The organism is Corynebacterium qintianiae, assembly GCF_011038645.2.
GTDB lineage: Bacteria > Actinomycetota > Actinomycetes > Mycobacteriales > Mycobacteriaceae > Corynebacterium > Corynebacterium qintianiae.
The window spans coordinates 1,658,003-1,682,688 of the sequence record NZ_CP064955.1 but is presented as its reverse complement, the minus strand read 5'-3'; the positions used below and the strand labels follow the sequence as shown (position 1 = coordinate 1,682,688).

Annotated in this window: 26 protein-coding genes; 15 read left to right on the top strand and 11 right to left on the bottom strand. The window is 66.9% G+C overall.

Annotated elements, in window-relative coordinates:
* The 12 genes from proB to G7Y29_RS08155 all read left to right on the top strand — a co-directional run bounded on the left by proB (position 1) and on the right by G7Y29_RS08155 (position 10,547).
* Complete coding sequence (gene proB, locus G7Y29_RS08210) at positions 1-1,122, top strand: glutamate 5-kinase (protein ID WP_165004512.1); 1,122 nt, start codon at positions 1-3, stop codon at positions 1,120-1,122.
* Positions 1,123-1,143: 21 nt separating this feature from the next.
* The gene (locus G7Y29_RS08205) at positions 1,144-2,436 is read left to right on the top strand and encodes a glutamate-5-semialdehyde dehydrogenase (RefSeq protein ID WP_165004513.1); all 1,293 of its coding nucleotides are present in this window, start codon (positions 1,144-1,146) and stop codon (positions 2,434-2,436) included.
* 94 nt (positions 2,437-2,530) lie between these two features.
* Entirely contained in the window at positions 2,531-3,487 is a 957-nt protein-coding gene (locus G7Y29_RS08200) for a hypothetical protein (protein WP_165004515.1), read from the top strand.
* 24 nt (positions 3,488-3,511) lie between these two features.
* Positions 3,512-4,135 (top strand): nicotinate-nucleotide adenylyltransferase, encoded by a 624-nt coding sequence (nadD, locus tag G7Y29_RS08195; protein WP_165004517.1) that lies wholly within the window; start codon positions 3,512-3,514, stop codon positions 4,133-4,135.
* Positions 4,136-4,219: 84 nt separating this feature from the next.
* Positions 4,220-4,711, top strand: a complete 492-nt coding sequence (gene rsfS, locus G7Y29_RS08190; protein ID WP_165004519.1) for a ribosome silencing factor — start codon at positions 4,220-4,222, stop codon at positions 4,709-4,711.
* A gap of 15 nt (positions 4,712-4,726) precedes the next feature.
* Positions 4,727-5,395 (top strand): histidine phosphatase family protein, encoded by a 669-nt coding sequence (locus G7Y29_RS08185; RefSeq protein WP_165004521.1) that lies wholly within the window; start codon positions 4,727-4,729, stop codon positions 5,393-5,395.
* Positions 5,395-6,201, top strand: a complete 807-nt coding sequence (locus G7Y29_RS08180) for a DegV family protein (RefSeq protein WP_165004523.1) — start codon at positions 5,395-5,397, stop codon at positions 6,199-6,201. Before G7Y29_RS08185 ends, G7Y29_RS08180 begins: the two co-directional genes overlap by 1 nt.
* A gap of 79 nt (positions 6,202-6,280) precedes the next feature.
* Positions 6,281-6,913, top strand: a complete 633-nt coding sequence (locus G7Y29_RS08175) for a ComEA family DNA-binding protein (protein WP_165004525.1) — start codon at positions 6,281-6,283, stop codon at positions 6,911-6,913.
* Complete coding sequence (locus G7Y29_RS08170; protein WP_165004527.1) at positions 6,914-8,557, top strand: ComEC/Rec2 family competence protein; 1,644 nt, start codon at positions 6,914-6,916, stop codon at positions 8,555-8,557.
* Position 8,558: 1 nt separating this feature from the next.
* The gene (gene holA / locus G7Y29_RS08165) at positions 8,559-9,497 is read left to right on the top strand and encodes a DNA polymerase III subunit delta (RefSeq protein ID WP_165004529.1); all 939 of its coding nucleotides are present in this window, start codon (positions 8,559-8,561) and stop codon (positions 9,495-9,497) included.
* 10 nt (positions 9,498-9,507) lie between these two features.
* Positions 9,508-9,903, top strand: coding sequence for an ankyrin repeat domain-containing protein (locus tag G7Y29_RS08160; RefSeq protein WP_165004531.1), 396 nt, complete (start codon positions 9,508-9,510; stop codon positions 9,901-9,903).
* Positions 9,900-10,547, top strand: coding sequence for a LysE family translocator (locus G7Y29_RS08155; protein WP_346727125.1), 648 nt, complete (start codon positions 9,900-9,902; stop codon positions 10,545-10,547). Before G7Y29_RS08160 ends, G7Y29_RS08155 begins: the two co-directional genes overlap by 4 nt.
* Before the next feature lie 74 nt (positions 10,548-10,621).
* Here the strand turns inward: G7Y29_RS08155 and rpsT are convergent, their stop codons facing one another.
* Positions 10,622-10,885 carry a 30S ribosomal protein S20 gene (gene rpsT / locus G7Y29_RS08150; RefSeq protein ID WP_165004533.1) on the bottom strand — a complete coding sequence of 88 codons (264 nt, stop codon included), beginning with the start codon at positions 10,883-10,885 and terminating at the stop codon, positions 10,622-10,624.
* Between the two features lie 185 nt (positions 10,886-11,070).
* Complete coding sequence (locus G7Y29_RS08145) at positions 11,071-11,538, bottom strand: type II toxin-antitoxin system PemK/MazF family toxin (RefSeq protein ID WP_220184691.1); 468 nt, start codon at positions 11,536-11,538, stop codon at positions 11,071-11,073.
* A 176-nt stretch (positions 11,539-11,714) separates the two neighbouring features.
* Here G7Y29_RS08145 and lepA point away from each other — a divergent pair, with 176 nt between their 5' ends.
* Positions 11,715-13,571, top strand: a complete 1,857-nt coding sequence (gene lepA, locus G7Y29_RS08140; RefSeq protein ID WP_165004535.1) for a translation elongation factor 4 — start codon at positions 11,715-11,717, stop codon at positions 13,569-13,571.
* Here lepA and G7Y29_RS10880 read toward each other — a convergent pair whose 3' ends face one another.
* The 3 genes from G7Y29_RS10880 to G7Y29_RS08130 all read right to left on the bottom strand — a co-directional run bounded on the left by G7Y29_RS10880 (position 13,572) and on the right by G7Y29_RS08130 (position 16,360).
* Entirely contained in the window at positions 13,572-14,534 is a 963-nt protein-coding gene (locus G7Y29_RS10880; RefSeq protein WP_249399730.1) for an FUSC family protein, read from the bottom strand. It abuts the gene before it with no gap.
* A gap of 42 nt (positions 14,535-14,576) precedes the next feature.
* Positions 14,577-15,278: a hypothetical protein gene (locus G7Y29_RS10875; RefSeq protein WP_249399729.1), complete on the bottom strand. Its 702-nt coding sequence runs from the start codon at positions 15,276-15,278 to the stop codon at positions 14,577-14,579.
* Between the two features lie 71 nt (positions 15,279-15,349).
* Positions 15,350-16,360 (bottom strand): CPBP family intramembrane glutamic endopeptidase, encoded by a 1,011-nt coding sequence (locus G7Y29_RS08130; protein ID WP_165004537.1) that lies wholly within the window; start codon positions 16,358-16,360, stop codon positions 15,350-15,352.
* Positions 16,361-16,386: 26 nt separating this feature from the next.
* On the opposite strand from G7Y29_RS08130, the gene G7Y29_RS08125 reads away from it, so the two are divergent.
* Both G7Y29_RS08125 and G7Y29_RS08120 read left to right on the top strand, forming a co-directional pair.
* Positions 16,387-17,553: an alpha/beta fold hydrolase gene (locus tag G7Y29_RS08125; protein ID WP_165004539.1), complete on the top strand. Its 1,167-nt coding sequence runs from the start codon at positions 16,387-16,389 to the stop codon at positions 17,551-17,553.
* 8 nt (positions 17,554-17,561) lie between these two features.
* Positions 17,562-17,699 (top strand): hypothetical protein, encoded by a 138-nt coding sequence (locus G7Y29_RS08120; RefSeq protein ID WP_165004313.1) that lies wholly within the window; start codon positions 17,562-17,564, stop codon positions 17,697-17,699.
* Positions 17,700-17,705: 6 nt separating this feature from the next.
* Here the strand turns inward: G7Y29_RS08120 and G7Y29_RS08115 are convergent, their stop codons facing one another.
* The 6 genes from G7Y29_RS08115 to brnQ are packed head-to-tail and all read right to left on the bottom strand — an operon-like array spanning position 17,706 to position 24,684.
* Positions 17,706-19,058 carry an ATP-binding cassette domain-containing protein gene (locus G7Y29_RS08115; RefSeq protein ID WP_165004541.1) on the bottom strand — a complete coding sequence of 451 codons (1,353 nt, stop codon included), beginning with the start codon at positions 19,056-19,058 and terminating at the stop codon, positions 17,706-17,708.
* Positions 19,045-19,827 carry an ABC transporter permease gene (locus G7Y29_RS08110; protein WP_165004543.1) on the bottom strand — a complete coding sequence of 261 codons (783 nt, stop codon included), beginning with the start codon at positions 19,825-19,827 and terminating at the stop codon, positions 19,045-19,047. The genes G7Y29_RS08115 and G7Y29_RS08110 overlap by 14 nt, the downstream gene beginning before the upstream one ends.
* Complete coding sequence (locus G7Y29_RS08105) at positions 19,824-20,762, bottom strand: ABC transporter permease (protein ID WP_165004545.1); 939 nt, start codon at positions 20,760-20,762, stop codon at positions 19,824-19,826. The genes G7Y29_RS08110 and G7Y29_RS08105 overlap by 4 nt, the downstream gene beginning before the upstream one ends.
* Positions 20,759-22,240: an ABC transporter substrate-binding protein gene (locus tag G7Y29_RS08100; protein WP_165004548.1), complete on the bottom strand. Its 1,482-nt coding sequence runs from the start codon at positions 22,238-22,240 to the stop codon at positions 20,759-20,761. The genes G7Y29_RS08105 and G7Y29_RS08100 overlap by 4 nt, the downstream gene beginning before the upstream one ends.
* Positions 22,241-22,256: 16 nt before the next feature.
* A complete protein-coding gene (locus tag G7Y29_RS08095; RefSeq protein ID WP_165004550.1) occupies positions 22,257-23,243 on the bottom strand; it encodes an LLM class flavin-dependent oxidoreductase in 987 nt (328 codons plus the stop codon).
* Positions 23,244-23,283: 40 nt separating this feature from the next.
* Entirely contained in the window at positions 23,284-24,684 is a 1,401-nt protein-coding gene (brnQ, locus tag G7Y29_RS08090; protein WP_165004551.1) for a branched-chain amino acid transport system II carrier protein, read from the bottom strand.
* Between the last annotated feature and the right edge of the window lie 2 nt (positions 24,685-24,686).

Here is a 24,686-nt window from a genome sequence, read left to right as displayed (position 1 = left end):
ATGGAAGAACAGGATTTGCGCCGCCACATCGCGGCCGCCAAGCGGGTCGTGGTCAAGATCGGTACGAGCTCGCTTGTCGACGCCGACTTCTCCGTCAGCCAGGACAAGATCGACGCGATCGTCGACGCCGTCGAGGCCCGCATGAGCGCGGGCAGCGACGTCATCGTCGTGTCCTCGGGTGCAATCGCCGCGGGTATGGCCCCGCTCGGTCTGAGCGCCCGGCCGAGGGACCTGGCAACCAAGCAGGCCGCGGCGGCGGTGGGGCAGGTTCACCTCGCGCAGAGCTGGGGGCGCTCCTTCGCCCGCTACGGACGCACCGTCGGCCAGGTGCTGCTCACCCAGGCTGACGCGGGTCAGCGCGAGCGCGCCCGCAACGCGCAACGCACCATCGACAAGCTGCGCCAACTGGGCACGGTGCCGATCGTCAACGAGAACGACACCGTGGCCACCACCGAGATGCGCTTCGGCGACAACGACAGGCTCTCCGCGATCGTGTCCACCCTCGTGTCGGCGGACGCGCTGTACTTGCTTTCCGACGTTGACGGGCTCTACGACCGCAACCCTTCCGACCCGGGTGCGCGTCTGATCACCGAGGTCCGCTCCGGCAAGGACCTGGAGGATGTGGCCGCCGGCGACGGAGGGGAGCTGGGAACCGGGGGCATGGCGGCGAAAGTCTCGGCGGCGCGCCTGGCCGCGCGGGGAGGAGTGCCGGTGCTGTTGACGTCGGCAAGCGAGATCGCCCGGGCGCTCGACGCCGCGGACACGGGCACCGTGTTCCACACCCGGCCCGCTTCCAAGCTGAGCGCGTGGAAGTTCTGGGCGCTGTACGCGGCGGACGCCGAGGGGGTGCTGCGTCTCGACGAGGGGGCGGTGCGGGCTGTTACGCGCGGCGGCACCAGCCTGCTGGCCGTGGGCATCACCGCGGTTGAGGGTGACTTCCACGCGGGTGACATCGTCGAGATTCTCGGCCCGGACAGCGCGCCCGTCGGGCGCGGCGAGGTGGCCTACGACGCCGCCGAGCTGGCTACCATGCTGGGCAAGAACACCCGCGACCTCGAGCCGCACCAGCGCCGCGCGGTCGTGCACGCCGACTACCTGTCCAACTACGCCACGCGCCTCTAGCGGCCCACTAGGATGGCTCGCATGGAAGACACCGCACAAACCGCAGCGCGCGCCGCCGAGCGCGATGAAGTCCGGAGCAAAGCGCGAGCCGCGAAGGCGGCCGCCCCGGTGCTTGCGACGCTGCCGACGCCGCAGAAGGACGCGGTGCTGCGCCACGCCGCGGATGTCCTCGTGGACCGCGCGGCCGAGATCCTCGAGGCGAACGCCGCCGACATCGAGTCAGGCCGCGCCGCGGGCATGACCGAGGCGCTGATCGACAGGCTCGCGCTCGATTCCGCCCGCGTCGAAGGCATTGCCGGTGGGCTGCGCCAGGTGGCGAGCCTGAGTGACCCGGTGGGGGAGATTCTGCAGGGCAGAACAATGGACAACGGCATCCGGATGCGCCAGGTCCGCGTTCCCCTCGGGGTGATGGGCATGGTCTACGAGGCCCGCCCGAACGTCACCGTCGACGCCTTCGGCCTTGCCTTGAAGTCGGGCAACGCGGCGCTGCTGCGTGGTTCCAAGTCGGCGCGCGTGACTAACGGAAAGCTCGTCGAGATCCTGCAGGACGTTGTTGCGGAGCACGGCCTGCCCCGCGAGGTCGTTCAGCTCCTGCCGTGCGAGACGCACGAGTCGGTCCAGGATCTGATCACGGCACGCGGGCTTGTCGACGTCGTCATTCCCCGCGGTTCCGCGCGCCTGATCGACGCGGTGGTTCAAAACGCCACCGTGCCCGCGATCGAGACGGGCACGGGCAACTGCCACTTCTACATCGACGCCGGTGCGGACCTCGATTCCGCTATTCAGATGCTGCTCAATGGCAAGACCCGGCGGACCTCGGTGTGCAACGCCACCGAGACCGCGCTTATCGACGCCCACTTGTCCACGTCCGACCAGCTCCGCGTCATCACGGCGCTGCAGGACGCGGGGGTGACGGTGCACGGGGACGTCGACAAGCTCGCGGCCCTCGGAGCTCGCGGCGTTGTGGCGGCGGAGGAGAGCGATTGGGCCGACGAGTACCTGTCGATGGACATTGCCGTGGATGTTGTCGATGGTGTCGGGGGAGCAATCGCCCACATCGCGCGGTGGTCGACGGGGCACACAGAGGCGATCGCGTCGCGCGACGCGCACGCGCTGCAGCGCTTCGCCGACGAGGTGGACGCCGCGGCCGTCATGCTCAACGCCAGCACCGCGTTCACCGACGGTGAGCAGTACGGGATGGGTGCCGAGATCGGAATCTCCACTCAGAAACTGCACGCGCGCGGACCCATGGCTCTACCGGAGCTGACCAGCACGAAGTGGATTCTTGAAGGTGCGGGCCACGTGCGACCGTGACCGGCCTGTGATGCCGCCGAGACATTTCATTGACGGTAGTATAGGCTGTTAGCCGTTCAAACGTCAGCATCAACTGCATAGAAACGGCTGAATTGTGTCCCGCACCCCAGCTTCCTCCCTGCGCGCCCGCGCGCTGATCCTCGTCACTTCCCTCCTGGCTGCCGCCACGGCCGTTATCGCCCCGGTGGCGGGCCTGCCCGGCACCTCCCTGCCCCAGGCCAGCGCCCAGCAGCGCTGCCCGGCGGTCGCGGTGGTGGCTGCCCGCGGATCCGGCCAGAACACCCAGGTCATCCGCACCACCTACGCCTCTGGCGCATCCTGGACCTCCAACGGCTGGGAGGGTGAGACGATCAGCGCCTTCCTGCGCCACGCCGAAGGCCGCTACCGCGCGACCCACGGCGGTAACTCCCTGATGAACGACGTCGAGGTCATCGGCCTTGAGCCGCGGTACTACCCGGCCGCCTACCCCGCGTTCGACACGCCGGCCGTGGCCGTGCCGGCCACCCTCGCCCAGGCCGTCGGCCTTGCCGTCCAGTACGCGGTACCAGCAGTGGACACCGCCCGCCGCGCCGGCAACGAGTTCCTCGACTCCGTCAACGTCGGCCGCGCGGGTGTGATGCAGGCCATCAACGACTACGAAGGTGCTACCGGCTGCCACCCGGGTTACGTCCTGGTTGGCTTCTCCCAGGGCGCGATGGTGTTGCTTGAGCACGAGAAGGAGCTGGCCCGCCGCGGCCAGCTTGCAGGTGTCGTCTACATGGGTAACCCGAACACCGCCCCGGGCGACTGGTCCACCGTCGGGGTAGCCGGCGGCGGCGCAGGTGGAATTCTTGGCCTGCTGCCGTTCAACACCAAGACCGCTGCCGCGACCAGCGACCGCGTGAACTACTGCCTGCCGCTCGACGGCGTGTGCGATCTCTCCATCGCCACTCTCCGCGGCTCCGAGGGCAACGGTGGAAACCACGGCCGCTACTACTTGGCTCCGTCCCAGTGGGACAACCAGGTCTCCGACAGCTTCGGCCGGTTCGTCGATCAGGTCCGCTACCGCTAGCCGCCCTGCCTAGACTGTTCGGTTATGAACGCAACCGAACCGCACGCGCCGCGCAGAGTCGGCGTGATGGGCGGGACTTTCGACCCGATCCACAACGGCCACCTCGTCGCGGCGAGCGAAGTGGCCGACCGGTTCTGCCTTGACGAGGTAGTTTTCGTGCCCACGGGTGACCCGTGGCAGAAGGCGGACCGGCAGGTGTCCGACTCCGAGGACCGCTACCTGATGACGGTGATCGCCACCGCCTCCAACCCGCGTTTTTGCGTATCTCGCGTCGACATCGACCGCGGCGGGCCGACGTACACGATTGACACGCTCAAGGACCTGCGCGCCGAGTACCCGGCGGAGCAGTTGTACTTCATTACAGGCGCGGACGCGCTGAGCTCGATCATGTCCTGGCACGAGTGGGATCAGCTGTTTGTTCTCGCCGAGTTCGTCGGGGTGACCCGTCCGGGCTACGAGCTGCGCGAGGACATGCTTCCCGCCGAGCACCAGGAGAGGGTGCACCTGGTGGAGATCCCCGCGATGGCGATCTCTTCCACGGACTGCCGCGAGCGGGCCAGCGAAGACCGGCCAGTGTGGTACCTGGTGCCTGACGGGGTTGTGCAGTACATCGCGAAGAACGACCTTTACCGCGCAGACCGTGGCTGACTAGCACATTGCCCGCGATCCATGTGACAATGGGCGAGAACTTTGACCTACGAAACGTCACCCGAACAAAAGGACACAACGCATTTGACTGCCCTGCAGAGCTCTATTGACCAGGCGAAGATCGCCGCGAAGGCGGCGGACGAGAAGCTCGGACGCAACATCGCCGTGATCGACGTTTCGGACGTTATGGCGATCACCGACATTTTCGTCATCGTCTCCGCCGACAACGAGCGCCAGGCCGCGGCCATCGTCGAGGAGATCGAAGGCGACCTCACCGACGCGGGGTTCGAGCCCAAGCGCCGCGAGGGCAACCGCGAGAACCGGTGGGTGCTGCTGGACTACGGCAGCATCGTCGTCCACGTCCAGCGCGACGCCGAGCGGGACTTTTACGGGCTCGACCGCCTCTACGCCGACTGCCCCGTCTACGAGGTCGAGGGCGTCCCGCCGTACGAGCGCGAGGCGGCGTTCGGTGATTTCGGCGGCGCTGGTGACTCGTCCGCTGTACGCGGCGCGGAAACAATCGAGGACTTGCCACTGGCGGGCGAGGGCCCCAGCTCGGGCGACGACGAGTACTAGAGCCGGGCGCGCGAGATGAGACGACGGCTAATTCTGCTGCGCCACGGACAGACGGAGTACAACGCTACCCGCCGCATGCAGGGGCAGCTGGACACGGACCTGTCCTCGGTGGGTGTGGAGCAGGCGCGCGCCGCGGCGCAACTGATGAAGGGCCTCGGCGTATCCAAGATCGTCTCTTCCGACTTGACGCGCGCCCGTCATACAGCGGAGATCGTCGCGGCCTCACTCGGCCTCGAGATTACCGAGGATTCCCGCCTGCGCGAGACGAACCTGGGGGAGTGGCAGGGCAAGACCCACGCCGAGGTTGATGCGCGGCGCGCAGGCATCCGCGCGCACTGGCGCAACAATGCGGCGTGGGCGCCTCCGGCCGGTGAGAGCCGGTTGCAGGTGGCCAAACGGGCCCGCCCTGTGGTGGACGAGCTGATGGAGACCTACGGAGACTGGGATGAATCCGCCGTTCTCTTCGTCGCGCACGGCGGTACGATTTCCGCGCTGACTTCGAACCTTCTCGGGCTCAACGAGGGCCAGTACCCGCTTTTCAAAGGGTTGAAAAATACGAACACCTCGCGGTTGACCGCCCAGCCCGCCTACCGTGAAGGCGCCGCCGCGCCCGCAGCCTTCCCAACAGCCCCGGCCGATGTCCAGTGGTACCTGGACGCCTGGAACCAGGGGTTCAGCGACTGATGGGCGTCCGCATTGTCGTCGATTCGTCTGCCGGTCTACCGAGCGACATCATTAAACAGCTCGACATCACCGTCGCTGAGCTTCACGTCATGGAACAAGACGGCGGCTCCACCAGCGGGTTGTCCGCCATCGAGCTCGCCGCGGTCTACGCGCGCCAGCTTGAGCGGGGTGACGACGAGGGCGTGGTGGCGCTGCACTTGTCCAAAAATCTGTCCTCGACGTGGTCGGCGGCCGTCTCCGCCTCGGCGGTCTTCCCCGACACCGTGCGCGTGGTGGACACCGACACCGTCGGCATGGCGATCGGGGCAGCGGCCATGGCGGCGGCGTCGCTGGCGCGCGAGGGTGCGGATTTAGACGCCTGTGAAAAGATCGCGCAGGATACGCTCGCCAGCGCTGAGACCTGGGTGTACCTCAACCAGCTCGATGACCTGCGCAAGGGCGGACGCTTGTCGACGGGCACCGCGGTGCTCTCCGCGGCCCTGCTGGCGACAAAGCCGATCCTGCACCTCAACTCCGGGAAACTGGAACTGGCAGGCAAGACCCGCACCCAAACCAAGGCCTTCATCAAGCTGACCGAGCTGGTGCAGGAGAAGGCGGGCGGCAAACCGGTGTTCGCGGCGATCCAGCACGCCGGCGCCGAGGAGGCGGCGCAGTCGCTCTCCGACACGCTCACCGCCGTCCTGCCGGAGGACTCGCGCGTACTTGTCGTGCCGCTTGTCGACGCCCTCGCGGTGCACACCGGTGACGGGGCCATCGGCCTTTCTGCCGTCTTTTCGTCGGGGTTTGTGGAGAACTCACCCGTGTAGATGACGCTTCAACGGAGTTGTCCACAGATCTCCGCAACGGCTCTTCCCCCAGCTTTTGCCCCTCTCTAGCGTGAGCGGTATGAGCACCACCGACCGCATCAAAGAACTGCTCCGGCCCACCGGGGAAGAGGATTCCCTTATGGTTGTCCACCCATCTCCCCGTCTCCGCGTGGAGCCGGTTCAGGCCATGGTGGCAGTGTCGGTGGTGCTCACCCTCGTTGTCGGGTGGGTGTTCCTGCGTCCCGGGCCGCCCGAACCGGAGTGGGAAGCCGGCGCGGAGGCGGCTCCGGCTCCCGAGCAGGTTGTCGTGTCCGTCGTCGGTGAGGTGGCGAACCCCGGTCTTGTGACTCTCGACCAGGGCGCGCGCGTGGCCGACGCGCTGAAAGCGGCCGCCCCATACCCTCACGCCGATCTCATCGCGCTCAACCAGGCGCAGCTACTTGCCGACGGCCAACAGATTCACGTCCAGGCCGTCGGGGCGGCACCGCCGCCAGGGGCACAGGAAGGACCCGGTACGCCGGGTCTTGTTTCCCTCAACACCTCGTCACCGACCGAGTTGACCACGCTGCCCGGCGTGGGCGAGGCGACTGCTGCCGCGATCGTCGCGCACCGCGAGGCCAACGGCCCCTTCGCCTCCGTTGAGCAGCTCATGGACGTCAAAGGGATCGGGCCGGCGAAGTTCGAAGCGCTCAAGGATCTGGTGAGCGTGTAAATGTCCGAGCTCCGCCTCGTCCCGGCCGCGTTGGTGGTGTGGGGCGCGTCGTTGGCGGGGATCGTCTGGGGCGGGTGGGTCTCTCTGGCAACTGTGGCTGTAGTGCTCAGCGTGGTTGCGCTGGCCCGTGAGGCGGGGCAGGTGGTCCTGGTCGGAGGGCTCGGTAGCGTGGCCGCGGCCGTCACGGCCGTGCGCTTGGCCACGTCCCGGGCGTGGGAGTTCGGTACCCAACTTGTCGGCTCCGTGTCAGGAGAACCCAAGGAGATTGACGGCGGCGGGTTCCTCATCCGCCTGTCCATCCCGGGCCACCCCGGTCAAGTCCCCGCGTTCGTACCCTCCATTCCCGACGGCGTCGAACCGGGGTCCACCGTGCGCGTGGTTGGATCCGCGGCCGAAGCGACCCGGCCCGGGACCACCCAGATGGTTCTCAACGGCGAGGTGGAGGTTGTTGCCCCGCCGACGGGGATGGCCGCGTGGTCGAATCACGTCAAGGATGTGTTCGCGCAGTCCGTTGCGCAGACGGTGGGCGAGCGCTCGCAGGGGCTCATCCCCGGGATGGTGCTCGGGGACACATCCCTGCAAAGCGCTGCGGAGGAGCAGGCGTACATCGACACCGGTTTGTCGCACCTCAGCGCGGTGTCCGGTAGCAACGTCGCGATCGTCACGGCGGCCGCCACGGTGTTCGCCAGCGCGGTCGGACTTGGATTGCGCGGACGCATTGCCGTCGCCGCCGCAGCGCTCACCGTGTTCGCAACGTTGGTCGGCCCGGAGCCGAGCGTGCTCCGGGCGTCGGTGACGGGACTAGTCGGGCTGACTGCAGTGCTCTCGTCCTCCGTCGCGGAGCCCGTTCACGCCCTGTGCCTGGCCGTGATCGGTCTCGTGCTGGTGAATTCGAACCTGGCCGTCAACTACGGTTTTGCGCTGTCGGTGGCGGCCACCGCCGGAATCGTTGCGCTGAGCCCTGTGCTCCGCCGGGCGTTCGCGCCGACGGGATGGCCCGACATTCTGGTGCGCGCGCTCGCGGTCGCCATCGCCGCGGACGTGGTAACGATGCCGATCGTGGCGCTCATGGCCGGTCAGGTGTCGCTGGTGTCGGTCGTGGCTAACGTGCTCGTCGCGCCCGCGGCCGCCCCGGTGACGGTTCTCGGGCTTTTCGCTGTCATTCTCGCGTTGCTGCCGGGCGGGTTAGAAAAACCAGTTCTGTGGGTGATTGAGCCGATGACCGAATGGATCCACACCGTTGCCGCAGTGGGCGCCGGGTTGCCCGTGTCCACTGTCGGCGGCAGCCCGCTCGTCGTTGTGGTGTGTTACGGCTGGGTCCTGGCGGGGTTCCTCCTCGGCCGCCCGCGGGTGACGATCGCTGCGGTTGTCACGGTTGTCACGGTGGTCGCCGCGGGCGGGTCGGGGGCACGGTGGCAAACGCCTATCGACACCTCGCGCCTCAACGCACACGTTGTCGCCCGTGAAAGCGAGGTGGAGCCCGTGCCAGCGCACTCCCAAGTGGTAGTCGTCATGGAGGAAGGCGCGGCGCATGACAGGCCGGTGATCACGCAAGGCGGCATTCCGGTGCTCTATCCCCGCCGCGACGGGCGCGTCACGCTCTACCCCGACGGGACGCAGCGCGCGGCGAGCGGGAGGTTTTAAGATGGGGCGCATGCTCAATCCCGTTCACCTGGTCCTCGGTGAGGACGAGTTTCTCGCCGAGCGCGCGACAAAGGCGATTATCGACGCCGTGGGTCCGGCCGCCGAGGTCAGCACGTTTAAGGCGAACGAAGTCTCGGAAGGTGAACTGCTCATGGCGACGAGCCCGTCACTTTTTGCCGAAGAGCGCGTCGTAGTGTTCACAGGCGCGGAGCTCGCGGGCAAGGAACCGACGGAGCTGCTGCTGCGTGCCGCGGTGGATCCCGCGCCGGGGATGACGCTGATCATTCAGCATTCCGGTGGCGGTCGCCAGAAGGCGATGGTGGCGAAATTCAAGAAGGCCGCAGAGGTGCACGTCGCGGACCCGCTGAAAGGCAAGGACCGCCACACTTGGGTGAGCAATGAGTTCCGCCGACACGGGGTGCGGCCGACACCGGACGTCATCGCCGCGCTGCTGGAGTCGGTGGGCTCCGACCTGAGGGAGCTGGCCGCGGCGGTGAGCCAGCTCGTCTCCGACACCGACGGTGAGATCACGGTGAAATCCGTGCATGCCTACTACTCGGGAGTCGCGGAGGTTTCCGGGTTCGACATCGCCGACCAAGCCGTCGCAGGCAGGGCGGATCGGGCGCTGGCGTCGACGCGCCGGGCACTCCAGCTGGGCATCAGTCCCGTCGCCATCGCCGCTGCACTGGCCCGGAAGGTCGGCGACATAGCCAAGCTTTACAACACCCGGGGAAACCCGGACCAGTTGGGGCGGGAGCTGGGGATGCACCCGTTTGTGGCGAAAAAGACGATGCAGGTGGCCCGCAACTGGTCCGGTGACGCAGTCTCTGAAGCAGTGATCGTGATCGCGGACTTGGACGCGGAGGTCAAGGGCCAGGGAGGAGACCCCGACTACGCCATCGAACACGCTGTGCGCAGGATCGCTGAGCTCGCCCGCTAAACTGGCGCGCATGAACGACCACGACAACCACCAGGTGCCCGAGGAGATTCAGGAGTTCGCGGGAAAACTCTTCGAGTTCGCGCGCACCGGTGACGTTACGTTGCTGGAGTACGTGGACAACGGCGTGGACGTGAACTTGGCCAACCAGGACGGCAACACGTTTCTCATGCTCGCCGCCTACTCGGGGCACGCCGAGCTCGTAGAGGGTTTGGTGGAGCGTGGGGCGGACGTCGATAAGCTCAATGCCCGTGGGCAGTCCCCGCTGGCTGGCGTGATTTTTAAGAAAGAGGACGCGATCGTGGATCTCCTGCTTGAGGCGGGGGCGGACCCGCGCGCTGGGCACCCCGACGCGATTGCCACGGCGCAGATGTTCGGGCGCGCGGACCTTGCGGAGAAGATGGGTTGATCAGCCCCGGTGACCTCGCAGTCATCGTCGGGTTGAACCTGGTGGGTGCAGCGTCGCCCGGGCCCGACGTCGTCCTGGTGACGCGGACCGCGACGCGCTCGCGCAGGCACGCCCGCGCTGTAGCTGCAGGAGTTTTGGTCGGCGTGCTTCTGTGGTGCACCCTCACCGTGCTGGGGGCCGCCGCCATGTTGCACGCGTTTCCGTGGATGCTTACTGCGCTGCAAGTCGTCGGCGGGCTCGTTCTTGTGGCAATGGGGCTGGCCAACGTAGCGCAGGGCTGGCGGGATCGGCGCAACCCGCCGATGGATGCCGCGGAGGCAGAATCGCGGCTGGGAACGTTGAGAAGGTCCTTTGTGAGGGGGCTTTCCACGAACGTGTCCAACCCAAAGATCGTGTTCGCGCTGACCGCAATGATCGCGCCGCTGTTGCCGGCTAACCCGAGCCCGGCGACGGCGGCGGTGGTCATCCTCGCACTGTGGCTGAGTACCGTGGCGGTTTTCGCGCTGCTGTCGCAGGTCGTGTCAACCCGGCGAGTGCAGCGCCGGCTGTTTGCCGCGGGGCCCTACATAGACATCGGCGCAGGCGGGTTTTTTATCGCGGTGGGCGCTCTGGTGTTTCTCCGCGGGATCCTCGCCACAATGTGAGCGCGCCGCTGGTCACTGCCGACAAGCGAAACGCCCCGTCTTCGCAAGGGAGACGGGGCGGCACGGGGTAAAAGCTAGGCCATCTGGTTGAAGGCGCGGGCCATGTTGGACTTCTTGTTCGCCGCGGCGTTGCGGTGGAACACGCCCTTGGTCACAGCCTTGTCCAGCTTGCGGGAAGCGACGCGCAGCTGCTCCTCGGCGGCAGCCTTGTCACCGGACTCGACGGCCTCGCGGAACTTGCGCATCTCCGTGCGGGTGGCGGAGCGGACGGACTTGTTGCGCAGGCGGCGCTTCTCGTTGGTGAGAACGCGCTTCTTCTGCTGCTTGATGTTTGCCATTTTCTAAGCACCTCTTGATTGCGTTGTTGATAGTGAACGTCACCGTCCAGGCGGGTCATGCGCACCGTGCTTTGGTCATTGACGCGGGCCCAAGGTCCTGCTCGCGTAGCGCGGCGCACCCGTGGCTCCCGGATGCGGACAACCATTACAAACTAGCAGTCGAGCACCCTGCGGCCAAAACCATGCTAGATCCAGTCGAAGCCATCGCGCAGCCGGTTGGCCACCCGCTCGAAGCGCCGGGGCGGGACGGACGCGCCGCGGCGGTGCACGTCGGTTTCTGAGACCAGCAGGGTTTTGTCCATGCGCACCCAGCACGGTTCACCGGAGGCTTCCCAGTCGCCGGAGCCGATGTCGAGCCAGTCGGGGTGGGTGGCGTGTTCTTTGTCGGGGGAGATGAGCAGCCCGAGGACGTCGTGATGCTCGCGTCCCACGATGAGCAGAGAGCGCTCGCGCGGCGGGGTCGACGGCACGGTGACCCACACAACTTCACCCGGTTCCGCCTGGCCGTCCATGTCGGGCGCGTAGTAGATGCTGCGCGCCACCCGCGAGGTCGGTTTGACAATCAGCCTGGCCACGCTGGCTTTTTTGCTTTCGCGCGGGGCTCGTGGGGAGGAGCCGAGGCGCTCGTTGAGCAGCGCGAGGCCTTCCTCCAAGGGGCCTGAGCCCTTAGCCTTGCGGCGCTTGATCCTGCGGACGAAGATGTCCCTTCACCCCCCTTGAGGATGCTCGGTGCGGTACTCGCACCTACTTTAGGGGGTGGTGGTGGCCTTCTCAATAACGTGGCCGCGTGTTGGGTTTGCCCATGTGAGACGGTAAAGTGGGGCCAATCATGGCTGCCTCGAAAACCAACTTTGCGGAAACGACGTTCACGGATCCCGCCCGCATCCGGAACTTCTGCATCATCGCCCACATCGACCACGGGAAATCCACCCTGGCCGACCGCATTCTTCAGCTGTCCAAGGTGGTGGACGCGCGCGACATGCGCGATCAGTACCTGGACAACATGGATATCGAGCGCGAGCGCGGCATCACCATCAAGGCGCAGAACGTGCGCCTGCCGTGGACCCCGGCGTCTGGTGAATGCGCGGGCCAGGAGACGATCCTGCAGATGATCGATACGCCCGGCCACGTCGACTTCTCTTACGAGGTCTCCCGCGCGCTTGAGGCGTGCGAGGGGGCGATCCTGCTTGTCGACGCCGCGCAGGGCATCGAGGCCCAGACCCTGGCCAACCTCTACATGGCCATGGACAAGGACCTGGAGATCATCCCGGTGCTGAACAAGATCGACCTGCCCGCCGCGGACCCGGAGAAGTACTCGCTTGAGATCGCCCACATCATCGGCTGCGAGCCCGACGAGGTGCTGCGCGTCTCCGGCAAGACGGGTGAGGGGGTGCCGGAGCTGCTGGACAAGCTCGTCGAGCTGGTCTCTGCGCCGTCGTCCGAGTTCGGCCCTGAGGCCCCAGCCCGCGCGCTCATCTTCGATTCTGTCTACGACACATACCGCGGCGTGGTCACCTACGTGCGCATGATGGACGGCAGGCTCACCCCGCACCAGCAGGTCCAGATGATGAACACCGGGGTCAAGCACGAGATCCTCGAGATCGGCGTGGTTTCTCCCACGATGAAGAAGACCAAGGGTTTGGGCCCGGGCGAGGTTGGCTACCTCATCACCGGCGTGAAAGACGTGCGCGAGACGCGCGTGGGCGACACGGTCACGTGGGCGGCGAAAGGCGCCGAGCAGCCGCTGGCCGGCTTCGCCGAGGTCAAGCCCATGGTGTACTCGGGCCTGTTCCCAGTCTCGCAGGAAGACTTCCCCGACTTGCGCGAGTCCCTGGAAAAGCTCCAGCTTAACGACGCCTCCCTGACGTGGGAGCCCGAAACCTCCGTGGCACTCGGCTTCGGCTTCCGGTGCGGTTTCCTGGGGCTGCTGCACATGGAGATCACCCGCGACCGCTTGGAGCGGGAATTCGACCTCGACCTGATCTCCACCGCGCCGAGCGTGACCTACCGCGTGGTCGCCGAGGACGGCACCGAAAGCCACGTGCACAACCCCTCGGACTGGCCCGGCGGCAAGCTGCAGGAGGTCTACGAGCCGATAGTGAACATGACGATCATCGTGCCGCAGGAGTTCGTGGGCACGACCATGGAGCTGTGCCAGTCCAAGCGTGGCGCCATGAAGAACATGGAATACCTTTCCGAGGACCGCGTGGAGCTGCGCTACATAATGCCACTCGGCGAAATCATCTTCGATTTCTTCGACATGCTCAAGTCACGCACCAAGGGTTACGCCTCGCTGAACTACGAGGAGGCCGGTGAGCAGGAGGCTGACTTGGTCAAGGTGGACATTCTGCTGCAGGGTGAACCCGTCGACGCGTTCTCCGCCATCGTCCACCGCGATTCGGCGCAGTGGTACGGCAACAAGATGACGAAGAAGCTCAAGGAGCTCATCCCGCGCCAGCAGTTCGAGGTGCCGGTGCAGGCGGCGATCGGCTCGAAAATCATTGCCCGCGAGAACATCCGCGCGCTGCGCAAGGACGTGTTGTCGAAGTGCTACGGCGGCGACATCTCACGCAAGCGCAAGCTGCTGGAGAAGCAGAAAGCCGGCAAGAAGCGCATGAAGTCGATCGGCTCCGTCACGGTTCCGCAGGAGGCGTTCGTCGCCGCGCTGTCTACCGACGAGGAGTAGCTACAGCACTCTTTTCAGGTGCGCCGCCAGCGCCTCGACCTGGGCGGCCGTGAGCATCTCGTCGTTGTGGGCGCTGCAGTAGTCCAAGATGGCGTATCCGGCCCGCTGGATTTCCACGTGGTCGGCCCACACTGTCAGAGCAGTGCCCGGGTGGTCCAGTGCAAGCGAGTTCACGGCCTGGCGCTCCGCCAGCAGCTCGTACTGCAGGTCGCGCCGCTCTTCCTTCGCCCCGCTTGGTGGGGTAACCAGCAGCGCCCCGAGGAGCGAACCCATCGCCTTGCGGCAGCGAATCTGAAGCCGGAAGTGATGGCGCTGCTCGGCGTGCGGCCTCCAGATCCACAAAAACAGAGATCCGAAAACGATCGAGAGCACAACCTCGACTGTGCGGGCGGTGAAGACCTGGCCGAACGGCTGGGCCAGCGAGTCGCCCATGAGCAGCGCGAGCGGGGTAGTGAAGATGACGGTCAGGGCGTAGTTGCGGGTGACAAAGAACTCGGCGCCGAACTGACACAGCGCCAGGACCAGCAGCAGCGAAAACCCCGAGACTTCGAAGTGGTGGAAGATTCCGAACAGGGCGATGCCGAGCAAGGAGCCGACGAGGCGGTGCAGGCCTCGGACCTGGCCCGGGATACGGTCCGGGCCCCACTGCAGCATGAGCAGTGCGGAAACGACCGCCCAGTCGGGGCGGTCGAAACCGAGTGCGACACCCGAGACGGCCGCGAAGAGCGTGGCCAGGAAGACCTTTTCCGCCGTGATCACGGTGTGGGAGTGTCGGTTGTCGGAGCGCGTCAGCCGGTACATCATCGACGGCCTGGTGTGGGGGATCACGCTGCGGTGGGCGTCGAAAAGCGGGTGCGAGTCCGAGCCCGAAGTTGACGGCGAAGCGGGCTCCGCGTTGCGTCGCACGAGGCGTCGATTAGCGTCGAGGGTGCGCTCCACCAGATCGCGCTCGCCCGGCCGCACGATCTGGCCGCCGGAGATTACGCCCGCGTCGCCCAGCGCGGATCATGCCTGCGCGACGGCCGCCTGCGCCCGATGCCGCCGGCCGACGGTGGCGGGGGAGCCCACGTAGCTGGCGACAGCCTCCTGCGCGTTCCGCACCGCGTTGCGCTTCGGCCCGTGCGGGTGCACCAGCCACCCGGACATGCCGACGAGTACGGCCGACAGCGCTCCGAGGCTCGCCCACCCGCCGACCTCGAGCGGGTTCAGCCCGAGCCGAGCCACCATCGTCGACCCGCCAGCCACCATAACCACGAAGAACACACCCGGCGGGCGCAACCCCAGCGCGTTTTGCACGTACGCGCCCGCCGTGGCAATGAGCACCGTGTAGATCCCGGAGAGCAGGAACCAAGCGTGCGGGCCGCCGGCGGTGAGTTGAGCCCACATGACGGAACCGACGAAGGCCCCCGCCGTCGCACCGGCGACGAGCAACACCGCGGCTGCGAGCAAGACACGCAGCCGCGAGCGGTAAGGGTGGCCTTCGCCGTAGATAACGACGAAACCCCTGGACGCGATCAGGATTGCGGCGTTGTCCTGGCCGAGGGCCAAGGCGAGCGCGCCGGGAACTGTGACTGCGATGGCTGCGCGCAGAGCGCCGGGTAGCCGCGGGGTGGAGGAGTTGTACGCGGTGAACAGCCGCCACGGATCGGGACGCTGCGGAAGCGGCTCCTCCTCCAGGGCGCGGCGGGTTCGTTCATCAGCGTTCATGGGCAGCCCCTCAACCACGAAAAAGCCGCTCCCGGAGGAACCGGGGCGACGGGATTGTACGGCGGTGGGGTCTACCTTACTCCGGGCCCGGAGGACTGTAATTGGCGCCGGCGATGAGCGACGGCGGTCGGCGGGAAGCGCAACACAACCCGCGGCCATCCGCGGAACCACCCCGTACCGGGGAACCACCCGGGCGGGTGCGAAGGCTGAGCGGGCGCGTACCCGCGCAACACAAACAGTAGTACCGCTGCACCCGCGTACTGCAGCAAGACCGCGGCCGCGGTAATCAGGATCCGGTTGTTGTCCTCCGGCAGAGAATCGATTCCGGAGAAGCCGGAGTAGGAGATCGCCATGTTGTTGGTGCAGTGCAACGCGATCGCCGCTTCGAGTCCGCCGGTGCGGTGGACTAGCAACGAGGCGAGCGCGGCGAACACGGCGACACTGGCCAACCCGGCGAGGCCGTAGGCGTGGCCGGCGACAAAGAGCGGCAGGGAAATGGCGAAAACGACCCACGGGGAGCGGATCCAGGCACCCAACGCCTGGGGGAGGCAACCGCGAAAGATGAGCTCCTCGGCCGTGCACTGCAGCGGGATCAGGGTGGCCCAAATCAGGGAGCTCAGCCAGAACGTGCGGTCCAGAGGGGCAGGCACACCCCGGTTGACGAGGGCGTCAAGAGCGAAACAACCCACTGCGGGTAGCCCAATCCAGCACAGGGAAATCGCCATGACACGCCAGCGAACGCGCCCCGCCACCGAAAACAGCGCACCGGGTTTGCGCCCCGCCGCCCACGCGGCAATGAACGCGCCCAAGCCCGAGAACGCGAGCGCACCGTAGTAAAACAGCATGCTCAGTGGGCTGGTGTCGGACTGATCGCTCACGATGGTGTCGGAGAACCAGTCCCGGTCGAGTCCGTTGCCCACCCCGACGAGAAGAAACCCGATGACAAACACTGCCTGCAGCACCACGAACAACACCAGCACCAGAACGATCTCCAACGCGGGCTTCCACGCCTTGTACCCGCTGCGCCGCAGCGCGGGCTCGCGTGAGGCCCGGTGGTACTGGAGCTCGGTGGGAGGGGGCACGAACGCCACCCTATAACATCGGCCGCATGCAGATTCAGCGCGACGGGTTCACTATCTTCGCACGCGTGCTTGGCGACAAGGACAAGCCGGCGCTCGTGTTTCTCCAGGGCGGGCCGGGTTTTCCGAGCCCACGGGAGCGCTTCGAGTGGGTTGCCGCGGCGCTCGAGCACTACCGGGTGGTGCTGCTCGACCAGCGCGGCACCGGCCGCTCCACCCGCATTGACAGGGCCGAGCCCTCGCTAATCGACGCCCCCACCCTCGGCTCCTTGAGAGCCGACAACATCGTGGCCGACGCCGAGGCGGTCAGGCAAGAGCTCGGCGTGGAGCGCTGGGACGTGCTCGGCCAATCCTTCGGGGGGTTCTGCCTGACCCACTACCTGGCGGTGAAACCGGAGAGCGTGCGGCACGCGTTTTTCACCGGCGGCCTCCCGACGGTGACGCGCGGGGTGGATGAGGTGTACCGGGCGACGTTTGCCAAGCTCAGGGCGCGGCACCTGGCCTTTTACGCCGAAATACCGTGGGCGGAGAAGATGGTCCGCGAGGTGTGCCGCCACCTGGACAACTCCGAGGAGTTACTGCCCACGGGCGAGCGGTTGAGCTCCCGGCGCTTCCGCACCGTGGGCGCGAACCTGGGCCGGGAGGACGGCTTCGAGGTACTGGCGAATTTGCTGGAGGAGCCGTTCCACCCCAGCGGACGGCTGCGCACGGACTTCCTCGCGGAGGTGGGCGACCACGTCAGTTTCGAGCGAGCCCCGCTCTACGCGGCGGTCCACGAGTCCATCTACGGCGGCACGGTCCCCGGCGCGACGGCGTGGTCGGCGCAGCGCGTCTCCGAGACGCTGGACGGCTTCGCACCGGACGCCTCGCCCGACGACGCCGAGTTCTACCTCACCGGAGAGCACATCTTCCCCTTCCAATTCGACGAGGACCCGGCGCTGCGCCCGTTCAAGCAGGTTGCGGAGGAATTGGCGCTGAAGGATGACTGGCCCAACCTTTACCCGGGCCTGGGCCGGGCAGGCAGCGCGGCCGCAGTGGTCTACACCGACGACATTTACGTTCCGCGTGAACTGTCCCTGGAGACCGCCGACATTCTCGGCGCGCGCGTCCACGAGACATCCGAGTGGCAGCACGACGGCCTGCGCAAGCACGGTCGGGACGTCATGGGCGCGCTCATGTCCATGGCAGGGTTATGATGAGGCACATGCAGACACCTTTTCTCCGCGAACAGGTAGAGCTCAGCCACGCTGAGCTGGACAGCTTCGACCAGCTGACCAGTGTTTTAGAGCGGGTGGAGGAGCATGTGCTCAACCCGGCGCTCATGTTGTACGTGACGCGCTAGAGCGTCCTAAAGCACGGATTCCAGCAGCGCCCGCGTGTACGGGTGCTGCGGATTGCGCCAGATCTCTTCGGTGGCGCCGTGCTCGACAATGCGGCCCTCGTGGATCACGGCGACGGTGGGGCACAGCTCGCGCACCACGGCGAGGTCGTGGGAGACGAAGATTAGCGTGTTGTCGCCGACCACGTCGTCGATGAGCTCGAGCACGTGGCTGCGCACGGTGACGTCGAGGGCGGAGACGGGCTCGTCGGCGAGCGTGATGGCGGGCCGGGTTGCGGCGGCGCGCGCGATGGAGATGCGCTGGCGCTGCCCGCCGGAGAACTCGCGCGGGAGCCGCGTGCCCGTGTCAGCGAGGCCCACCTGCCCGAGTACCTCGTCGGCGCGTGCGGCGTCGACGCCGGTTTCGCGGATCTGCGCGCCCACTTCCATGCGCGGGTCAAGCGACGAGTAGGGGTCCTGGAACACCATCTGCACGTCGCCGTCGACAGCCACGGTGCCAGAAGAAGGTGCGGACAACCCAGCGATCACGCGCAGCAGCGAGGTCTTGCCGGAGCCGGATCCGCCGACGATGCCGAGGCGCTCGCCGCGGTGCACGGAGAGCGAGACAGAACTAAGCGCGCGGGTCGCGCCGCGGGTCAGTGTGACATCGGTCAGCGTGACTACCGGTTCACCGAGGTAGCGCGGGGTGGCAGGCGGGCCAGGGCGGGAGGCCTCGTGCAGCGAGTGGGCGTACTCCGAATCGGGCGCGACGATCCGGCCATCCTTGAACACCAAGACGCGGTCGGTCATGCGGTTGACCACCGCGAGGTCGTGGGAGATGAAAATGAGCCCCATGCCGCGGGCGGCCACGATGCGGTCGATCAACTCGAGGATCTGCTTCTGCACCGTCACGTCGAGGGCCGTGGTGGGTTCGTCGCAGATGAGGATATCGGGGTCCTGGGCGAGAGCGGCGGCGATGAGCACGCGTTGGCGTTGCCCGCCGGAGAGCTCGTGCGGGTACGCCCCCGGCCGATCGACGCCCACTTCCTGCAGCAGGGCGCGGGCGCGCACCTGGTCGCGGGAGACCTGCCGGCTCACCGTCATCAGCGGGTCCAGCGCCGTCATCGGCTCCTGGAAGATCATGGCTACGCTCTCGCCGCGCACGCGGCGGCGCACGCGGTCGGGCGTACCCACCATCTCGGTGCCGTCGACGGTCACGGAACCGCGTACGGGGAGGGCGTCGATAAGCCCCATGATGGCCAGCGCCGTCATGGACTTTCCTGAGCCGGACTCGCCGATGATGCCGACGCGCTCACCGCGCGCGACATCGAAGGTGATGTTGTCGAGGATGCCGTCGATTGTCAGGCTTTTAACGCTGATCACGGCCGCCTCCGATCAGGTTGAAACCGAGCACGGTCAGCGCGATGGCCAGCCCGGGCCACAGTGCCAGGTGCGGGTTGGTGGCCAAGTACGGCTGTGAAGCCTGGAGCATCCGCCCCCACGACGCGTAGGGCGCGGGGGTGCCCAAACCGAGGAAGGACAGGCCCGCCTCTGCGAGAATGGCCAGGGCCAGCGCGACCGAGATTTGGACCAGGACGACTGGCCAGATGTTGGGCAGAACGTGGGTGCGCGCGATCTTCAACGGCGCCACCTTGGACACCCGCGCCGCGAGGATGTAGTCCTGGCTCATCACCTGCAGGGCGCCCACCCTGGCCACGCGCGCAAAACCGGGGATTCCGGCGATGCCGATGGCGAGGACCACAATCCAGATCGAGGCGCCGAAAACGGCGGTGAACACGATGGCCAGAAGCAGTGCGGGGAAGGCCAGCAAAAGGTCGTTGGCACGCATGACCAGGGTTTCGACAGCGCCGCGGCGCATCCCGGCCCAGATCCCGAGCGGCACGCCGACGAGAGCAGAAAGCGCCACCGCACTTAGGGAGACCACCAAGGTCAGGCGTGCGCCGTGCATGACGCGCGACAGTATGTCGCGGCCGAACTGGTCAGTGCCCATCCAGTGCGCAACCGATGGTCCCTGCAGCCGAATGTCGGGCGCCGCCTGCAGCGGGTCGTAGGGTGTCCACACCGTCGACAGCAGCGCGGCGAGCACCACGAACGCGACGATGCCGAGCCCGGCCTTGCGTGGCGGCGTCATGCGTTCCTCCGGATCCGCGGGTCGATAAGCGCGTTGAGCAGGTCGACCGCGAGGTTGACCAGCAGCGTGAACGCCACGAGCAGCATCATCACGGTTTGCACGGTGGTGAGGTCGCGGTTTGCCACGGCGTCGAGAAGCATGGTGCCCAGGCCGGGGATGGCGAAGACCCGCTCGATGACGACGGCGCCCACGATCAGACTGGACAGCTGAATGCCGGTGACGGTGAGCACGGGCAGCGCGGCGTTCTTCAAGGCGTGGCGGTAGAGGGCGTTGCTTAGCGACGCCCCCCTTGCCCGCGCCGTCCTGACATAGTCCTTGCCCATTTCATCGACGATCGCGCGGCGCACGTAGCGCGTCAGGATAGCGGCCTGCACGAGGGTGAGCGCCAGCACCGGGAGGACGAGGTGGGCGGCGGTGCCCGAGCCGTTGGCTGGCAGCCAGCCGAGGCGCACCGAGAACAGTGCGACGGCGAGGATGCCGACGAGGAAGCTGGGCACGGCTATGCCCAGCTGGGTGAGCCCGGCGACGACGATCCCGTCGGGGCGGTCGCCGCGCCGGGCCAGGTAGACGCCGAGCGGCACGGCAATGGATAGCGAGAGCGCCATCGCCAGAACGGTCAGCGTCAGCGAGACACCGGCGCGCTCGATCACGGTCGGGGTGATGTCAGTGCGGCTGGCAAGCGAGACGCCGAAGTCACCCGTGATCAACCCGCCCATCCAGTCAAGGTATTGCGCGGGCAGAGGCCGGTCGGTGCCGAGCTGGGCAGCCAGCGCGGCGACGGCCTCGTCGGTGGCGGTCACTCCCAGGGCGACGCGCGCCGGGTCGCCGGGCACCGCGCGCAGCAGCAGGAAAATAATGAGGCTGGCTAGGACGAGCAGCAGCGCGAAGCGGGCCAGCGCGCGTAGCAGGGTGTTTAGCAGGGTGCGGGCAATCATCTGGCCACCTCGATGGTGCGCAGCGGCAACCCGTCGGTGACCACGTTCGGGTTCACCCCGGTCACTCCCGGCGCGAGCAGCACAATATTTGGCGCATTGACCAGTGTGAGGGAGGCGGTGTCCGCCATGATCTGGTCGACCGCGGCCTCCATGTTCGCCTCCTGTTCGCTCACGCCGCCGGTCTCAGCGGCCGCAATCAGGTCCTGGGTGCGCGGCGAGTCGTAGCCGAGGTAGTAGTCCGGGTTGCCAAACAGCATCGGGATGTCGCGCGGCTCCACGTGCGCCACCAACGACGCCTGGTAATCGTGGCCCTTGAGCACCTGGCCGAGCCAAACGGCAGGGAACTCGACGGTTTCGAGCTTGACGCGAAACCCGACGTCGCGCAGCTGAGAGAAGATCAGCTCGCTCGCGGTCTGTGCGTAGGGGAGGTTCGGCACGGTGATGGTGACCTCCGGGGTGCGCCCGGCGAGCAGCGCGCGCGCCGCGTCCGGGTCGAAGGGGTAGTAGTCGCGGCCCGTGAACCACGGGTCGGTCGGAGGCACGGGCGCCCCACCGGTGTCGGTGGCCAGGCCGTTGTAGACAACCTGGTTGAGGGCGTCGCGGTCGATTGCGTGCGCGGCGGCCTGGCGCACCGCGGGGTCGTCGAAGGGCGCAGCGCGGTTGTTCATGGAGAACAGCACCTCGCCGTTGGTGGTGCCAACCTCCACGCCGATATCCTCGGGCAGAGTGTCCAGAAGTTGCGGGGCCTGCATCGACCACACCACGTCGGCGTCTCCGACGCGCAGCGCGTTGACGGCGGCGGTCGAGTCGTCAAAGTAGCGGATCTGCGCGTCGTGGGTGACGTTTCCGCCCCAGTAATCATCGCGTTTGGCGAAGGAGACAGACTCGCCGACGTCGAAACGCGCCAGCCGGTACGGGCCGGTGCCCAGCGGGTCGGTGGCGAGGCGGGGGATTGAGTCGGGCGTCATCATTGCGCCCGTCAGCGTGCCCATCGACCACAGCCAGCTATTCGACGGCCTCTCCAGTGTCACCCTCAGCGTCCTGGCGTCCACCGCCTCGACGTCCGCGACCGGGGCCATCTGCGACTTGAGCGCGTTTGTCCAGTTGTCTCGGACGTAGGCGATGGAAAACGCGGCGTCGTCGGCGGTGAATTCCTTGCCGTTGGAGAACGTCACACCGTCGCGGAGGTGGAAGACGTACTGGGTGCCGTCGGCGCTTTCCTCCCAGCTTTCGGCGAGGAAAGGCTGGGGTTGCCCGGAGTCGTCGATACGCACGAGCGTTTCGTAGATGTTGCCCATGAGCGCCTGAGGTGCGGCGGCGCCGCCTGTGGTGGTGAAGTCCAGACCTGCGGGCGGGGCTTGCGTGGCTACCACCAGCTGGCCGTTACGGCCTGCGATGTCAGCCGAGGAGGTGCAGGCGGGGAGCGGGGCGAGCGCGGCGACGGCGAGAAGCACCCCGGCGGCCCTGCGTGACGTCATGGCTGAAAAGATTACCTCACTGAATCCAGCGTTGTGACAGGATCTCCATCCCCGAAAGAACCTCCTCATGGCTGGCGTTCTGCAGCGAGATCATCAGCTCGTCCGCTTTCGAGTGTTCCGCGAACCACTCGAGGTACTTTGCAACCTCGTCGGCGGTGCCGCGTGCGGTGTAGCGCATCATGTCGATGATTTGCTGGCCCTGGAAAGAGTTGACCAGGGCGTCGAGCTGGGCGTCGTCAAGCACCTGCCCGCGCCTGCCCATGAACGCCTTAACCCGGTTGCGGTGCACAATGCGTTGCTGGCGCTCGGCGTCCTGCCCTGTCTCGGCGGCGGTGACGTTGACGGCGGCGATGACGTAGGGCTCGGGGTGGCGTTCGGACGGTTCGTAGTTTTCCTTGTAGTACGTGGTGGCTTGCTCGAGGTGCTGGGGCGCGAAGTGGGAGGCGAAGGAGTAGGGCAGGCCGAGCTTGGCGGCCAGCGAGGCGCCGAACATGGAGGAGCCCAGGATGTAGAGCGGCACGTCGGTGCCCTGGCCGGGCATGGCGACGACCCCGGGCAGAGGTGAATCGTCGGACAGCCACGCCTGGAGTTCCAGGACGTCCTCGGGGAAGTGCTCGGCGGCGCGCGGGTCGCGGCGCAGCGCCCTTCCCAATGTCTGCTGGTCGGTGCCCGGGGCGCGGCCCAGGCCGAGGTCGATGCGGCCGGGATAGAGCTCGGCGAGCATTCCGAACTGCTCGGCGACGACGTACGGCGCGTGGTTCGGCAACATCACACCGCCGGAGCCGAGGCGAATGGAGGACGTCTTTGCGCCGATGTGGGAGATGAGCACCGCGGGTGAGGAGGACGCGATGGAGCTCATGTTGTGGTGCTCGGCGTACCAGACGCGCGAAAACCCCAGCTTCTCCGCGTGTTGGGCGAACTCCACGGAGCGTGCCATGGAGGTGCCGACGGATTCACCGGGGTAGACGGTGCAGAAGTCGAGAAGCGCGAGTGGGGTGTTCATGCACCCAGGCTACGCGCGTTGCCCGAGCGGGCCGAGCGGGCTAGGCGTTGACGTACTCGCCGTCGACGGTCTCGACGGTGCCCACTTTCATCGGCGCCTTGGGCCGGATGAAATCGACGACCAAGCCAACGGCGAACGCGGCCAGGACCGGCACAACCCAGCCTAAACCGGCTGCCTGCAGCGGAGCCCAGGCTATGAGCGGCGTGAGGGCGTTCGCACCCCAGCCCAGCGAGATGAGAGTCTCAACGGCGGACCAGATGGTGGCGACCCAGATAGGAAGGAAGAACGCCCAGGTGAAGCGCGTGCGGGTGCGGAAGAGCGGCTCGACGAGGGTGACGAAGATCAGTGCGATCGCCGGCGGGTACAGGAAGCCGATGACTGGAGCGGCGATCGTCATGACGAAGTCGAGGCCTTGGGTGGCGATCACCGTCGACATGACGGTGAAAATGATCGCCCACGTCTTGTAGGTCCCGGGGAACTGCTCGGAGAAGTACTCGCCGGTGGCGGTGATCAGGCCGACGGCTGTGGTCATGCAGGCAAGCAGGACGACGAGGGAGAAGATGATTTGCCCGGCGCCGCCCAGTGTCAAGTTAGCGGCGTCGGCGAGCAGGCCCGCCCCGTTTTCGTACTGGCCCGGGTTGGGGATGACGCGTCCAATGGTGCCCAGCCCGAGGTAGATGATACCGAGCATGATTCCCGCCCCTGCTCCGGCGAGGATGGTGCCGCGCACCAGGGGAGTGCCCTCGGGAAAACCCTTGTAGCGCAAGGTGGAGATGACCACGATGGAAAACGCCAGGGCGGCAATCGAGTCCATGGTGAGGTAGCCCTCGAGAAGCCCGGTGGTGAACGGCCGGGTGGCGAAATCCTCGGACGGGGCGGACGGGTCAGCGTGCCATTTCAGCAGCGAGAGCACGATCATGAGCACCAGCAGGATCACCAACGCCGGGGTGAGGAACTTGCCCAGCTTCTCCATGATGGTGTTCGGGTTCCACGACAAGGCCAGCGCGATGCCGAAGAAGATGATGTTGAAGATTGCGGAGGCGGCCAGCCCCTCGACGCCGAAGAGCGGGGTGATGGCGGTTTCCATGGACACCGCGCCCGTGCGGGGCAGAGCGTAGAACGCGCCGATGGACAGGTACGCCAGGACTGGGAAGACGATGCCGAAGACGGTTCCCGCACGCTGCGCGAGGTCACGCACGTTCGCGCCCGACAGGGCGATGGCGATGACGGCGAGGACCGGCAGCAGGGCTCCGGTGCCGAGGAAGCCGATGATGGCGGGCCAGAAGTTGTCGCCGGCTTGGACGGCGAGCATCGGCGGGAAGATCAGGTTGCCCGCGCCAAAAAACATCGAGAACAGTGCGAGCGCGGTAACGACGATCGCGGTGGTAGAGCCGTGGGACTTTGCGCCCGTGGCCCCGCCGGAAACGGCGGTTGAGCCCATGG